Source organism: Pseudomonas mosselii (assembly GCF_019823065.1).
GTDB lineage: Bacteria > Pseudomonadota > Gammaproteobacteria > Pseudomonadales > Pseudomonadaceae > Aquipseudomonas > Aquipseudomonas mosselii.
The window spans coordinates 4,555,296-4,568,838 of record NZ_CP081966.1; the positions used below are offsets into that span (position 1 = coordinate 4,555,296).

General features: G+C 64.2%; 13 protein-coding genes and 1 pseudogene. 3 read left to right on the top strand and 11 right to left on the bottom strand.

Features of this window, described 5'->3' with window-relative positions; all coding sequences use genetic code 11:
- Positions 1–3: 3 nt before the first annotated feature.
- The 5 genes and pseudogenes from K5H97_RS21035 to K5H97_RS21050 form a co-directional block, all read right to left on the bottom strand.
- Positions 4–1,413, bottom strand: a complete 1,410-nt coding sequence (locus K5H97_RS21035) for a circularly permuted type 2 ATP-grasp protein (RefSeq protein WP_028691114.1) — start codon at positions 1,411–1,413, stop codon at positions 4–6.
- Positions 1,414–1,616: 203 nt separating this feature from the next.
- Positions 1,617–2,216 (bottom strand): tRNA-uridine aminocarboxypropyltransferase, encoded by a 600-nt coding sequence (locus K5H97_RS21040; protein ID WP_028691115.1) that lies wholly within the window; start codon positions 2,214–2,216, stop codon positions 1,617–1,619.
- Between the two features lie 150 nt (positions 2,217–2,366).
- On the bottom strand, positions 2,367–3,395 hold the full coding sequence (locus tag K5H97_RS21045; protein WP_371263157.1) for a methyl-accepting chemotaxis protein: 1,029 nt from the start codon (positions 3,393–3,395) through the stop codon (positions 2,367–2,369).
- A gap of 234 nt (positions 3,396–3,629) precedes the next feature.
- Positions 3,630–3,974, bottom strand: a pseudogene (locus K5H97_RS30090) (PAS domain-containing protein); the annotation flags it as partial.
- 98 nt (positions 3,975–4,072) lie between these two features.
- Entirely contained in the window at positions 4,073–4,966 is an 894-nt protein-coding gene (locus K5H97_RS21050; RefSeq protein WP_028691117.1) for a LysR family transcriptional regulator, read from the bottom strand.
- A gap of 226 nt (positions 4,967–5,192) precedes the next feature.
- Here K5H97_RS21050 and speB point away from each other — a divergent pair, with 226 nt between their 5' ends.
- Together speB and K5H97_RS21060 are read left to right on the top strand one after the other, a co-directional pair.
- Positions 5,193–6,143 carry an agmatinase gene (gene speB, locus K5H97_RS21055; RefSeq protein ID WP_028691118.1) on the top strand — a complete coding sequence of 317 codons (951 nt, stop codon included), beginning with the start codon at positions 5,193–5,195 and terminating at the stop codon, positions 6,141–6,143.
- A gap of 157 nt (positions 6,144–6,300) precedes the next feature.
- The gene (locus K5H97_RS21060; RefSeq protein WP_028691119.1) at positions 6,301–7,680 is read left to right on the top strand and encodes a sodium:solute symporter; all 1,380 of its coding nucleotides are present in this window, start codon (positions 6,301–6,303) and stop codon (positions 7,678–7,680) included.
- A gap of 70 nt (positions 7,681–7,750) precedes the next feature.
- Here the strand turns inward: K5H97_RS21060 and K5H97_RS29775 are convergent, their stop codons facing one another.
- Together K5H97_RS29775 and ptrR are read right to left on the bottom strand one after the other, a co-directional pair.
- A complete protein-coding gene (locus tag K5H97_RS29775; protein ID WP_256206021.1) occupies positions 7,751–7,879 on the bottom strand; it encodes a PA1414 family protein in 129 nt (42 codons plus the stop codon).
- A gap of 124 nt (positions 7,880–8,003) precedes the next feature.
- Positions 8,004–8,897 carry a putrescine utilization regulator PtrR gene (gene ptrR, locus K5H97_RS21065; protein ID WP_028691120.1) on the bottom strand — a complete coding sequence of 298 codons (894 nt, stop codon included), beginning with the start codon at positions 8,895–8,897 and terminating at the stop codon, positions 8,004–8,006.
- A gap of 106 nt (positions 8,898–9,003) precedes the next feature.
- On the opposite strand from ptrR, the gene K5H97_RS21070 reads away from it, so the two are divergent.
- Positions 9,004–10,167, top strand: a complete 1,164-nt coding sequence (locus K5H97_RS21070; protein WP_028691121.1) for an MFS transporter — start codon at positions 9,004–9,006, stop codon at positions 10,165–10,167.
- Positions 10,168–10,254: 87 nt separating this feature from the next.
- Here the strand turns inward: K5H97_RS21070 and K5H97_RS21075 are convergent, their stop codons facing one another.
- The 4 genes from K5H97_RS21075 to K5H97_RS21090 all read right to left on the bottom strand — a co-directional run bounded on the left by K5H97_RS21075 (position 10,255) and on the right by K5H97_RS21090 (position 13,465).
- Complete coding sequence (locus tag K5H97_RS21075) at positions 10,255–11,181, bottom strand: DMT family transporter (protein ID WP_028691122.1); 927 nt, start codon at positions 11,179–11,181, stop codon at positions 10,255–10,257.
- A gap of 91 nt (positions 11,182–11,272) precedes the next feature.
- Positions 11,273–11,677: a hypothetical protein gene (locus tag K5H97_RS21080; RefSeq protein WP_028691123.1), complete on the bottom strand. Its 405-nt coding sequence runs from the start codon at positions 11,675–11,677 to the stop codon at positions 11,273–11,275.
- A 104-nt stretch (positions 11,678–11,781) separates the two neighbouring features.
- Positions 11,782–12,180 (bottom strand): SMI1/KNR4 family protein, encoded by a 399-nt coding sequence (locus tag K5H97_RS21085; RefSeq protein WP_051555688.1) that lies wholly within the window; start codon positions 12,178–12,180, stop codon positions 11,782–11,784.
- A gap of 331 nt (positions 12,181–12,511) precedes the next feature.
- Entirely contained in the window at positions 12,512–13,465 is a 954-nt protein-coding gene (locus K5H97_RS21090; protein ID WP_081791576.1) for an IS5 family transposase, read from the bottom strand.
- Positions 13,466–13,543 lie beyond the last annotated feature (78 nt).

The window sequence follows — 13,543 nt, forward strand, 5'->3', positions numbered from 1 at the left end:
GATTCAGTCCTCCACCACCCAGGTGTCCTTGGTGCCGCCGCCCTGGGAAGAATTGACCACCAGCGAGCCTTCACGCAGCGCCACGCGGGTCAGGCCACCTGGCACCAGGCGGGTTTCCTTGCCTGACAGCACAAAGGGGCGCAGGTCGATATGCCTGGGCGATATGCCACTTTCGACAAAGGTCGGGCAAGTGGATAGGCACAGCGTGGGCTGTGCGATGTACGCATGGGGTCGCGCCTTGATACGGGCACGGAACGCTTCGATTTCCGCCGTGCTGGCGGCCGGCCCGACCAACATGCCGTAGCCACCAGACCCTTGGGTTTCCTTGACCACCAGGTCCGCCAGATTGGCCAGCACATGGGACAACTCCGCAGGCTTGCGACATTGCCAGGTGGGCACGTTCTTGAGAATCGGCTCTTCGCTCAGGTAGAAGCGGATCATGTCGTCGACATACGGGTAGATCGACTTGTCGTCAGCCACTCCGGTGCCCACGGCGTTGGCCAGCACAACGTTGCCGGCCCGGTAGGCCGTGATCAGTCCTGGCACGCCCAGCAACGAGTCCGGATTGAACGTCAGCGGATCGAGGAAGGCATCGTCCAGCCGGCGGTAGATCACATCGACCGCCTGCGGGCCTGACGTGGTACGCATGAACACCCGGTTGTCACGCACGAACAGGTCAGCGCCCTCCACCAGTTCCACACCCATTTCCCGCGCCAGGAAGGCATGCTCGAAATAGGCACTGTTGAAGCGGCCCGGAGTCAGCACCACGGTGGTGGGGTTGTCCAGCGGGCTTGAGCGCTTGAGGGTGTCCAGCAACAGATTGGGATAGTGGTCGATGGGCGCCACCCGCTGGGCGGCGAACAGCTCCGGGAACAGCCGCATCATCATCTTGCGATCTTCGAGCATGTAGCTCACGCCGCTCGGTGTGCGCAGGTTGTCTTCCAGGACGTAGTAGCTGCCGTCGCCATCGCGCACCAGATCGACACCGGCGATGTGCGCATAGATGCCTCGGTGCAGGTCCAGCCCCTGCATGGCCACCTGGTAACCGTCGTTGGCCAGTACCTGCTCCGGTGGGATGATGCCTTGCTTGAGGATCCGCTGGTCGTGGTAGATGTCCTCGAGGAACAGGTTCAGCGCCTGCACCCGCTGGATGCAGCCACGCTCCACGACCTGCCACTCGCTGGCCTTGATGCTGCGCGGAATGATATCGAAGGGGATCAGCCGCTCGGTACCCTGCTCATCGCCGTACAAGGTGAACGTGATGCCTGCCCGGTGAAACAGCAGGTCCGCCTCGCGACGCCGCTGTTCGAGCAGCTCCAACGGCGTATCGGCCAGCCAGCGTGCGAACGCCTGATAATGAGGCCGGCAATCACCCGCCGCATCGTACATCTCATTGAAAAAGGCCCGAGGCATAATCAGTTCCTCACCACGCAATGCTTGTCCGTTATCGATGCATGGTTGACCTAGCAATAGCAGTGCCGGAAACACGGCACCTCAGGCGGGACGAGGTGTGCACGAGTCGCAGCAGGCGGCGGCCATGCCCCAGATCAGGGCCTCACCGGCGAACGCGCCCCTGTCGGTGAACCAAAACAGGGTGCTGGTGATCGGCGTAGTCCTCACTTTTCGCCATGATTACGTTCGAACGTCTCCTGCCCCATCGCGCTGATCTGCCCCTCGATCAGCGCTTCGAAAGGCCTCAACAAAGCAGCGAAGCCGCTCGGCGCCTCCAACACATTCAACGCCTGCACCACCGCCTCCAGGGTCGACAAGGCCCCTGGTTCCGGTGCCTTGCGCAGCCGATAGCGCGAGGGTGGGACGTTGCCCAGGGCCACTCGCGGCAGCGCCTCGAGCTGCGGGTTCAGGTACAGCATCTTGCGCGCCTTGCGCCAGGTGCCATCCGGCACGATCAGCATCAGCGGCAGGTCGACGTCTTGACCATAGCCTTGCAGAACCTCGGCTTCATCACCGGGGAACAGCAACGCGGGTCGATAGCCCGGCGTGGCCAGCAGCGTGTGCAGGTCGTCGAACACCTCGCCGATCCGCAGCTCGGCGTTGACCAGCCCAAGGACCGCCAGGCGTGCGGTGTTCAGGGCGTGGGCGGTTTCACTGGGGTGCTGCAGCACGACCACGCGGGTGCGGCTGTCCAGGTGCGGGATCAGTGGGCAAAGGCAATGGGCGAGCGGGCGCTGACAACGCTCGCAGCGGGGTCTGGGCATGGGGGGCTCCTTGGGGCGGGTAGTTTGCCACAGGGCTGCCATCCTCGGGTTGCTGCGAGGCGTTCGTGGGAGCGGGCTTGCCCCGCGATAAAGCCAGCACCGCAATCGCGGGGCAAGCCCGCTCCCACGCACCGCTCACACAGTCCAACTTCAGCGGTTGAACCGCTCCGCCAGGCTGTGCAGGTACTCCGCCATGCGCTCCAGGTCCTGGCTGATCTCGGCCCCCTGCCTGGCCTGCCCCGCGCTTTCGTCGCACAAATGGGCGATGCGCACGATCTGCTGGTTGATGTCCTCGGCGACATGGCTCTGCTGCTCGGACGCCGTGGCCATCTGTTGGCTCATGCCAGTGATGCGACTGACCGCCTGGGCGATCCCCGACAACGCCGCCTGCACCGCCTCGACACTGTGCACGCTGTCGCTGGAGATCTGCTGGCCGCGGCTGGCGCTGGCCACCGCGCGGTCGGCACCGGAGCGCAGGGTGGAGATGATGTGGTGGATCTCCTCGGTCGAGGCGCGGGTCCGCTGCGCCAGCGAGCGCACTTCATCCGCCACCACGGCGAAACCCCGGCCCTGCTCGCCGGCCCGCGCCGCCTCGATGGCGGCATTGAGCGCCAGCAGGTTGGTCTGCTCGGCAATCGAGGTGATCACATCCACCACGCTACCGATCGACTGCGTCTGCTCGGCCAGGGCGTTGACCGCCTGGCCGATGTCGCTCACCGCCTCGCTCATGCTGCCCATGGCGCGCAGGCTCTGCTGCGCCAGGTCGCTGCCCTGCTGGGCCAGCTGGTCGGCGTCGCTGGCGGCATGGGCGGTGCTCTGCACGTTATGGGTGACCTGCTGGATGGTCGCCGCCATCTGCGCGATGGCGGTGGCCGACTGGTCGGTCTCGCTGCGCTGGCGGTCGAGCATCTGCGCCTGGGCATCGGACAGGTCGGCGGACTGCGCGGCTCGCGACTTGACCCCGACACCGGCATCCACCAAGCGGGTCAGCGCGGTCTGCAGGCGCGCCTCCTCGCTGATGATCGCCAGGTCGAGCTGGCCCTGCAGCCCGGGGTTGTCGCTGTAGGTCAGCGCCACCAGCGGGCTGGTGAAGGCCTTGGGGTGCTCCTGCAGGGTGCGCCGGATCGACTGGTTCTGCCGGTGCTCGACCACGTACCAGGCCGCCAGCAGGCTGGCCATCAGCACACCCAGTGCCGCGTAGGGGGGCAGCCACAGGTAGGCGGCGGCCGACAGCAAGCCTGCACCGATCAGCGGCCAGCCATGGCCGATCCCATGCCCCAGGCGCGCCGCCAGCGGTACCGGCGAGCGCCCCGCCCGCAGGCGGGCATACAAATTCTCGGCCCGGCGGATCTGCTCCCGGGTCGGCACCGAGCGCACCGACTCGTAGCCGCTGATGCGACCGTTCTCGTAGACCGCCGTGACGTAGGCGCTGACCCAGTAGAAGTCGCCGTTCTTGGCGCGGTTCTTGACCACGCCCATCCAGGGTTTGCCTTGCTTGATGGTGTCCCACATATGCCCGAAGACCGCCGGCGGCATGTCAGGATGACGCACCAGATTGTGCGGCTGGCCGACCAGTTCGTCGTAGGTGAAACCGCTGATGGCCACGAAGGCGTCGTTGCAATAGGTAATGCGACTGTTCAGGTCGGTGGTGGAGATCAGCCGCTGGTCTTGGGGAAAGGTTCTTTCGTGCTCGGTGACGGGCAAATTCATGCGCATCGTTGGCGATCCCTTGCTTATCCAGATGAGTGGGAAAATCATCAAAGCAAGTAGATATTTAGCAGAAGGCCATCAGGTGAGCGGTCAAGTTTTGTAGGAAATTTTCCCGGCCTGACGGAATGTGCTGAAAACGACCTGGATCAACCCACGTTGAGCTGACTCTTGAGCAGATCACGGAACGTCTGGATCAAGGGTTCCCGGCTCCGGCCACGGCGGATGATCAGGGAAAACGGCGCCTGGTAGCCGAAGGTCGCCGGCGACAGCACGCGCAGGTCGCCCTTGTCGACCCAGGCCTGGGCGTAGTGCTCGGGCAGGTAGCCAATGTAGGCGCCGGAGAGAATCAGAATCAGCTGCGCTTCCATGCTCTCCACGGTGGCGGCGCTGTGCTTGAAACCGTGCCGGGCCAACTCCGCCTGGCTCCAGTAGCCACGCCCGACCATGCGCTGCTGGGTAATCACCGGTTCCGGGATCCGCCGCTCGCCGAACAGCGCATGGCGGCTGCTGCAATACAGCCAGTGCTGCTCGCGGTACAACGGCTGGTAGACCAGGCCACTCATGCGCGATGAAAACGCGCCGATGGCCAGGTCCAGGCGGTTGTCCTGCACGCCCAATTGCAGTTCGTAAGGGCTGGACACCGACAGGTGCAGGTGTACCGCCGGGTGTTCCTGGCTATAGGCGCCGATGGCCTCCGCCAGCGGCAGGGCGCGGTCGCCCACGGTGGAGTCGATCACCCCGAGGTTGAGGGTGCCGCGCAATTCGCCCTTGAGCGCCGCCGCATACTGCTCGAAGCCATCCAGTTCCCCCAGCAGGCGCAGGGTCTCCTGATGAAACAGCTCGCCCTTGCTGGTCAGGCTGAAACCGCCACGGCCTCGGTGGCAGAGCACGATGCCCAGGGCGCTTTCCAGCTGGCTCATGTAGGTGCTGATGGCCGAGGTCGACAGGTTGAGGTCGCGCTGGGCGTTGGCGAAGCCCTGGTGACGCACCACGCTGGCAAAGATGCGCAGCAGTTTCAGGTCGGGCAGCGATGAGGCCATGGGGCAACGGGTCCGTGGGCTGGAAATGGCCTGAGTCTAACCCGGCCGCGCACCGATAGTTCAGAAATTCCTGAAGTAAGTTTTTGTCGGTAGCGATTCTTCCCGGGCACTACCTTGCGCAGACTGCGGCGAAATGTCCCTGCCCGCCAGCACAACCAGAGCAACGAGGCGCGCGGCGGCACAGGTTCGAACAAACAGAACAATCGACCGACTGATGAGGCCCACCGTGGACAAGATTCTCCACCAACCACTGGGCGGCAACGAAATGCCGCGTTTCGGCGGCATCGCCACCATGCTCCGACTCCCCCACCTGCAGAGCGCCGAAGGGCTCGACGCCGCGTTCATCGGCGTGCCCCTGGACATCGGCACCTCGCTGCGCTCGGGTACCCGCTTCGGCCCACGGCAGATCCGTGCCGAGTCGGTGATGATCCGCCCGTACAACATGGCCACCGGCGCCGCCCCGTTCGACTCGCTGTCGGTGGCCGACATCGGTGACGTGGCGATCAACACCTTCAACCTGCTGGACGCCGTGCGCATCATCGAAGAGGCCTACGACGAGATCGTCGAGCACAATGTCATCCCGCTGACCCTCGGTGGCGACCACACCATCACCCTGCCGATCCTGCGCGCCCTGCACAAGAAGCACGGCAAGATCGGCCTGGTGCACATCGATGCCCACGCCGACGTCAACGACCACATGTTCGGCGAGAAGATCGCCCACGGCACCACCTTCCGCCGCGCCGTGGAAGAAGGCCTGCTCGATTGCGAGCGCGTGGTGCAGATCGGCCTGCGCGCCCAGGGCTACACCGCCGACGACTTCAACTGGAGCCGTCGCCAGGGCTTCCGTGTGGTCCAGGCCGAAGAATGCTGGCACAAGTCGCTGGAGCCGCTGATGGCCGAAGTACGCGAGAAAGTCGGTGGCGGCCCGGTGTACCTGTCGTTCGACATCGACGGCATCGACCCGGCCTGGGCGCCAGGCACCGGTACCCCGGAGATCGGCGGCTTGACCACCATCCAGGCGATGGAGATCATCCGCGGCTGCCACGGCCTGGACCTGATCGGCTGCGACCTGGTCGAAGTCTCCCCACCGTACGACACCACCGGCAACACCTCGCTGCTGGGCGCCAACCTGCTGTTCGAAATGCTCTGCGTGCTGCCGGGCGTGGTACGCCGCTAACCGCCGAGTACCGCCCGTTTACAGGGGCTTGCTTGACCCCGGCAGGAGCCATTCGGGAGGGCCATTGAGGCCCGCCAACACATGACAGGACCGCCGGGCGCCTTGCAGCGTCCGGACGGCCGATCTCGCCATAATAAAGATAATCGGGAGACCCCCAATGGCCTTGGACATCATCGTTGTACTGATCTATGCCGCCGGCATGCTCGGCCTCGGCTGGTACGGCATGCGGCGCGCGAAGACCCACGAAGACTACCTGGTGGCCGGGCGCAACCTCGGCCCGACCCTGTACATGGGCACCATGGCCACCACCGTGCTCGGTGGCGCCTCCACCGTCGGCACCGTGCGCCTGGGCTACGTCCATGGCATTTCCGGCTTCTGGCTGTGCGCCGCCCTGGGCCTGGGGATCATCGCCCTCAACCTGTTCCTGGCCAAGCCGCTGCTGCGCCTGAAGATCTTCACCGTCACCCAGGTACTGGAGCGCCGCTACAACCCGATGGCCCGCCAGGCCAGCGCGGCGATCATGCTCGCCTACGCGCTGATGATCGCGGTGACCTCGACCCTGGCCATGGGCACCGTGCTGCAGGTGCTGCTTGACGTGCCGTTCTGGATGGCGCTGCTGTTCGGCGGCGGCGTGGTGGTGGTGTACTCGACCATCGGCGGCATGTGGTCGCTGACCCTGACCGACATCGTCCAGTTCATCATCAAGACCGTTGGCCTGATGTTCATCCTGCTGCCGGTGTGCCTGTACAAGGCCGGCGGCTGGGACGCCCTGGTGGCCAAGCTGCCGGCGGCCAGCTTCAGCTGGACCACCATCGGCTGGGACACCATCATCACCTACTTCCTGATCTACTTCTTCGGCATCCTGATCGGCCAGGATATCTGGCAGCGCGTGTTCACCGCCCGTGACGAGAAGGTCTGCCAGCGCGCCGGCACCACCGCCGGTATCTACTGCGTGCTGTACGGCCTGGCCTGCGCCCTGATCGGCATGGCCGCCCACGTGCTGATGCCGGACCTGGCCAACCCGAACAACGCCTTCGCCGAGATGATCAAGGGCCAGTTGCCCGAGGGCATCCGTGGCCTGCTGATGGCCGCCGCCCTGGCCGCGATGATGTCCACCGCCAGCGCGGGCCTGCTGGCCGCCTCGACCACCCTGACCGAAGACCTGCTGCCCAAGTTGCGCGGTGGCAAGCAGTCGAGCCTGGGCATCAACCGCCTGTTCACCCTGCTCACCGGCCTGGTGGTGCTGGGTATCGCCCTGGCAGTGAACGATGTGATCAGCGCCCTGACCCTGGCCTACAACCTGCTGGTGGGCGGCATGCTGATCCCGCTGATCGGCGCGATCTTCTGGAAACGCGCGACCACCGCCGGGGCCATCGCCAGCATGTCGCTGGGCTTCGGCACCGCGCTGTTGTTCATGTTCAAGGACGGCCTGGAAGCCAACTCGCCGATCTACTACAGCCTGGCCATCGGCCTGGTGAGCTTCGTGGTGGTCAGCCTGGCTTCGCGCAAGCCGGTGGCGACGGTGAACCTGGCCTGAGGCCAGATCCCGGGGCAACAACGCAAAAGGCCGCCGCATCGATAAGATGCGGCGGCCTTTTTGTCAGGGGTCAGCGCCGACGCGGCTGGCGCTTGCGCTGTTCTTCGTCGGTCGGGATCGGCACCGGCTGCAGCGGTGGCGGGAGCAGCCCCAGGGCGACGGCGAGGTCATGGAGCCAGTTGTACATGCGTTCGTTCATAGTGCCCCCTTGACGGGTCAGCCTCACGGTCAATCAAACTTGCGATGCGTCATACAGATCATAGACCTATGTCCTGTATTGCGCATGCCTCTGTTCCTACACATAGGGGCGATTTTGACCCGGATCAAGCGCTGATGGCAGCTTCCGACGGTCGGTCAATCGTTTCGCTTTGTTGCAGGTCGATCCAGGCCTGCAGATTCGCCCCGCGTTTGCCCTGGCGCCACATCAGCCAGGTCATCGCTTGGTCGAACGGCGCCTGCAGCCGATGCGCCCGCACCTGCTCGCGGCCCGGCAGGCTGTCGAGCATGGACTGCGCCATCAACGCCACGCCGGCCCCGGCGATCACACAGGCCAGCATGCTCTGGTACGACTCGATCTCCATGACCCGCCCCATGGGCGTGTGGGCATGGGCGTACCAGGCTTCCAGGCGCATGCGGTACGAGCAGCCCTGGCGGAAGGTGAACACCGCCTTGCCGGCGACATCCCTGGCACTGTGTACCACCGGGTGCTCGGGGCTGGTGATCAGCACCAGGGTTTCCTCGCACAACGGCACGCCATCGAGCCCTGCCAGGTTGAGCGGGCCGTCCACCAGCGCCGCGTCCAGCCGATGGCTGAGCACCCCCTCCAGCAGCTCGGCACTGGGCGCCGCCTGCACTTGCAGGTTCACCGCCGGGTAGGCCTGGTGGTAGCGCGCCAGCAGCGCCGGCAAATGAATGGCTGCCGTGCTGTACATGGTGCCCAGCACGAAATCCCCCGCCGGCTGGCCGCCCTGCACCGCGGCCAGCGCTTCGTCGCGCAGGCTGGTCAGCCTATGTGCATAGTCCAGCAACACCTTGCCGGCCGGCGACAGCTGCAAGCGCTGGCGCTCGCGCAGGAACAGCTCCACCCCCAGTTGCTCCTCGAGCTGGCGCAGGCGCGTCGACAGGTTCGACGGCACCCGGTGCAATCGCTCGGCGGCGCGGGTCACCGAGCCCTCCTCGGCCACGGCCTGGAAGATGCGCAGTTGGCTGAACTCCATGAGATTCTCCAAAACAGAACAACTTGATCATCATTATTCAATTTTATTGAAAGCCAATGAACCCTACCCTGCCATCCATCGCATCCCTCCGTGCAGGAGACTTTCCATGTCACCCATCGTGCAATTGCTGGCCAGCGCCGTGGCGCTGATGATGGCCATGGGCATCGGCCGCTTCGCCCTCACGCCGCAACTGCCCCGACTGATCGCCGAGGGCCAGTTCGACCTGACCGCTGGCGGCCTGGTCGCCGCCGCCAACTACCTGGGCTACTTCCTCGGCGCCGTGGACGCCATGTTCGCCCGCCAGCCCGCCCAGGTGCGTTTGCGCCTGCATGGAGGCCTGTGGCTATGCGTGCTGCTGACCCTGATCTCGTGGGCCGCCGACGGTTTCTGGAGCCACCTGTTGCTGCGTTTCGGCACTGGCGTGGCCAGCGCCTGGGTGCTGGTGATGATCGCCAGCCTCAGCCAGCAACTGGCCAGCGCCCATGGCCGCCAGCGCCTCGGTGCGCTGGTGTTCGCCGGGCCCGGCGTCGGCATCGCGGTGACGGGCGTGCTGGCCCTGGGTGCGCACCTGCTGGGGCTGGATTCTGCCGCCCTGTGGCTGGTCTATGGCGTCGCCGCGCTGGTCATGCTGCTAGCGGTGCTACCGTGGCTGCCACGGGCGCTGGAGCCCGCCGCCACGCCTGCGGCCGTCAACGAACAAGGCCATGGCACCGGCATCGGACGGCTGGGACTGGTCTATGCGCTCTACGGGATCGGCTACATCCTGCCGGCCACCTTCCTGTCGCAGATGGCCAGCCAGCAGTTCCATGGGCAGTGGCAAGCCGACCTGTTCTGGCCCGCGTTCGGATTGGCATCGGCGCTCGGCGTGGCCATCGTCAGCCTGCGCCGCCCTGGGCGGACCTCTGCCTGGCTGACCACCACCCTGTGGCTGCAAGGGCTCGGCGTACTGGCCTGCCTGCTCGGTGGCGGTATCGGCCTGGCATTGGGCGTGCTGCTGTGCGGCGGGCCGTTCCTGGCCTGCATGCAACTGGTGATGCAGCGCTCACGGGAGCTGGCGCCCCATGCCACACAGCGCAATGCCGGGTTGCTGACCGCATGCTTTGCCCTGGGGCAGTTGAGCGGGCCGTTGCTGGCGGCGTTGAGCAGTCATTTCAGTGGTGGATTACAGCCAGCGTTGGTGTTGGCGGCGGCAGGGATGGGATTGGCCGGGATCTTGGCCAAGGGCTCCTCACGCTCACAAGCCTGTGCCAGCCTGCGTCCGGCAGGCTGAAGGAATACAGGCCCTATGGCGGGGCAAGCACCTACAGTCCTCGTGGGAGCGGGCTTGCCCCGCGATAGGGCCGGCCCCGTCTAACGCCTACCCCACCAGCTTGCGCAACTGCTGCCGCACCCACGCCTCGGCGCTGACCATGACCACCCCGAGCAGTACCATCACCGCACCGATAACGAAGTTCAGGCTCAGCGGCTCATCCAGCAGCAGCACGCCGAAGGTCACCCCGAACAGCGGCGTGATGAAGGAAAACACCGCCAGGTTCGAGGCCAGGTATTTGCGCAGCAACCAGAACCAGGTCAGGTAACTGACGAACGACACCACGATCCCCTGGAACAGCACACTGCCCACCGCCAGCGGGGTCAGCGAGAAATCGGCGATCTGCCCACTCACCAGGGCAATCAGCACCAGCCCGACAAACCCCACCGCCAGCTGGTAGAACAGCGTCAGGGTCGCCGGCGCCTCGGACAGGCGCGAGCCGCGCACCACCACCGTGGTCGCGCCCCAGGCCAGGCCTGCCAGGATCGCCAGGGCATCGCCCAGCAATATGCGTCCATCGAGGTGCTCTAGGGAAACGCCACCAGCAAAGGCCAGGGCAATCCCCCCGAAGGCCAGCAGGATGCCCAGCCACTGCAACAGCCGCAGCCGTTCACTGGGCATCATGAAATGCAGCCCCAGGGCGGTGAAGATAGGCGCGGTGTAGAGAAACACCGACATATGCGCCGCCGAGGTCAGCTTCAGCCCCTCGGCGATGAACAGGAACTCCAGGCCGAACAGCGCGCCGGCCAGCAACCCGGCACGCCAGGTGCTGCCCACCTGGCTCCAGCCTCCCCGCCAGCAGACCAGCAGCCCCACCAGCAGCGCGGCGATACCATTGCGAAACGCCGCCTGCATGACCGGTGCGATATCCACGGCAGCGGATTTGATCAGCACCTGCTGGCAGCCCCAGATCAGGCACAGCCCCAGCATGACCTGGAAGGCGAAGGCGTCGGGGTTCTTGCGGACCGCAGTCATGGGCGGCCCCTCAGCGGGTTGAACGGCATGGCAAGGCTCGGCAGTGAGAATGGATCCCGATTATCGGGGGACCGGCCTCGGCGATGCCAGTCTAAATTGATCCGCCAGCGATCTGTGCCTTGGCCGAGACGTGCTCGAAGGTGGCTTCGTCCAGCGCATCAGCCTGTTCATCGAGCACCTGGCGTGGGTGTTCGAAGCCCGGAATGCTGCTGTCGATCAGGCTGAGCAGGCGCGAGCCACGCGGACTGAGGACGAAATTCTCGCCGTTGCCGCCTTCCGCTTCAGGCCGGCTCTCGATGAAACCCCGTTCCAAGAGGATCTTTTCGTACTCGCAGGCCTGGGCCTTGAGCTGGTTCAGATCGCCCGGCGCCTCGCCATCGGCGGCCAGCGCGGCGGCATGCTGCTCGGCATAGGGGCGTGGCGTGAAACTGTGACCGGCGCCGTTCTGCACTTCGTGCAGCAAGCGTTCGATCAAGTCCCAGTCGTATGTGCTCATGGGGTAAGCCTCCTGCTGTGGACAAGTAGGTACACAGCGTGGGACTGACAGAGGTTGCCAGGTGTTCAATCAGAAACCGAGGCCACCCCATTGCTCCTCGACGGCTAAAAGTCGTTCAGCATTTCACGTATGTACTCGGAAAAACTGTCCGCCACTTGATGCGCTTCACGGCTTACCGGGTCGATATCGACAACCACCCAGCCATTGTTCGTATCGAACCCCGAGCAGTACCCCTGCATGTCATCCCCGAACAGGAGGATGCCGTCCAGGGGGAGTTCATCATCTTCATCGTAGATCTGGTCTGGCGTCAGCAGGCCCTCATACAACATGTAGGCAGCCTTACCCACTTCACCCCAGCCAAGCTCCTTCATGAAGGCAACATAATCGGCCGGCACTTGCGAATGATCGGCAGTCAGTGCCGCGAGCACCTGCGCATTGACTGTCTTCAGTTTTGCAAGCAGGCCGGATGCCTTGTCCGGCTGCAGATCTTCATACCTGTCCACGACCGCTCCTTCCATATCACGAATCAGCCGAAACTCGATCACGACAACGCCGGGGTGGCGAACATGCTTTCTGCCCCGGGCTTAGCACCTATACAAATCGTAAAAATACTCGTTGATACATTTCCCACTCAACACTTGTTTCGAATTGAAATCCAAGGTTTGAGAGACGACAATTCCTGCTCTCAGGAAACTCCGAGCAAGTTTCTCATCAGCCGGAAGTGGGCGGTTGAGGGATGCCGAAAAGCCCGATTTTCAGCCGCTGATTATTGGATAACCAAGGCAAAGCCTTGGTTTTCTGCCCTCACGGGCGCACCTCTCCCGCAGCAGGCAATCATTGCCGGCGCACCATCCACAGATTCGACAGGGCAAACAGCGTGGTCAGTTGCGCCGTGTTCTTGGCCAAGCCACGGAAGCGGGTTTTCACATAGCCGAACTGACGCTTGATCACACGAAATGGATGTTCGACTTTCGCTCGCGTCTGCGCTTTGACCTTCTCGATCTTGCGTCTGGCTTTGTAGAGCACGCTGCGTTTGCTCAAGTGCTTGTAGGTACTGCGGCGGGCTGCGACCTGCCAGACCACCGGCCGCCCTTCATGCTCCGGTCGCTTCTCTACGCCGGTATAGCCCGCATCGGCACAGATAACATTTTCGTCGCCATGCAGCAGGTGAGCGACCTCCGTTACATCAGCCACATTCGCAGCTGTGCCGTGGACGTGGTGCACCAGGCCCGATTCAGCATCGGCACCGATATGCGCCTTCATGCCAAAGAAGTACTGGTTGCCTTTCTTCGTCTGATGCATCTCGGGATCGCGCTTGCCGTCCCTGTTCTTGGTCGAACTGGGCGCGTGAATGATGGTGGCATCGACAATGGTGCCCTGGCGCAACGACAGGCCCTTGTCTCGCAGGTAATGGTTGATGGTTTCCAGAATGCCCGCCGCCAGTTCGTGCTTCTCCAGCAGGTGCCGGAAATTCATGATGGTCGTGTCTTCGGGGATCGGAGCGCTGAGCGTCAGCCGAGCAAACTGGCGCATCGAAGTGATCTCGTACAGCGCCTCTTCCATGGCTGGGTCGCTCAGCGAGAACCAGTTCTGCAGCAGGTGAACACGCAGCATGGTTTCCAGTGGATACGGCTTGCGGCCACCGCCAGCCTTTGGATAGTGCGGCTCGATCAACGCCACTAACCCACTCCACGGAACCACCTGCTCCATCTCGGCCAGGAAACGCTCGCGACGGGTTTGCTTGCGCTTACCGGCGTACTCGAAATCGGAAAAGCTCATCTGACTCATGGAATGGCGGGCTTGTAGAGGGCAGTTGGACGGAGGGCTATTTCAGCACAGGTCAGATGGCCTGTGCTGACTTGATCG

What these genes read in the sequence shown, in the direction of transcription:
- K5H97_RS21090 (WP_081791576.1), bottom strand. Translation starts at nt 13,465, where the DNA reads ATGAGTCAGATGAGCTTTTCCGATTTCGAGTACGCCGGTAAGCGCAAG.
- K5H97_RS21080 (WP_028691123.1), bottom strand. Translation starts at nt 11,677, where the DNA reads ATGAGCACATACGACTGGGACTTGATCGAACGCTTGCTGCACGAAGTG.
- ptrR (WP_028691120.1), bottom strand. Translation starts at nt 8,897, where the DNA reads ATGGAGTTCAGCCAACTGCGCATCTTCCAGGCCGTGGCCGAGGAGGGC.
- K5H97_RS21070 (WP_028691121.1), top strand. Translation starts at nt 9,004, where the DNA reads ATGTCACCCATCGTGCAATTGCTGGCCAGCGCCGTGGCGCTGATGATG.
- K5H97_RS21060 (WP_028691119.1), top strand. Translation starts at nt 6,301, where the DNA reads ATGGCCTTGGACATCATCGTTGTACTGATCTATGCCGCCGGCATGCTC.
- K5H97_RS21035 (WP_028691114.1), bottom strand. Translation starts at nt 1,413, where the DNA reads ATGCCTCGGGCCTTTTTCAATGAGATGTACGATGCGGCGGGTGATTGC.
- K5H97_RS21075 (WP_028691122.1), bottom strand. Translation starts at nt 11,181, where the DNA reads ATGACTGCGGTCCGCAAGAACCCCGACGCCTTCGCCTTCCAGGTCATG.
- K5H97_RS21040 (WP_028691115.1), bottom strand. Translation starts at nt 2,216, where the DNA reads ATGCCCAGACCCCGCTGCGAGCGTTGTCAGCGCCCGCTCGCCCATTGC.
- K5H97_RS21050 (WP_028691117.1), bottom strand. Translation starts at nt 4,966, where the DNA reads ATGGCCTCATCGCTGCCCGACCTGAAACTGCTGCGCATCTTTGCCAGC.
- K5H97_RS21045 (WP_371263157.1), bottom strand. Translation starts at nt 3,395, where the DNA reads ATGGCCAGCCTGCTGGCGGCCTGGTACGTGGTCGAGCACCGGCAGAAC.
- K5H97_RS29775 (WP_256206021.1), bottom strand. Translation starts at nt 7,879, where the DNA reads ATGAACGAACGCATGTACAACTGGCTCCATGACCTCGCCGTCGCCCTG.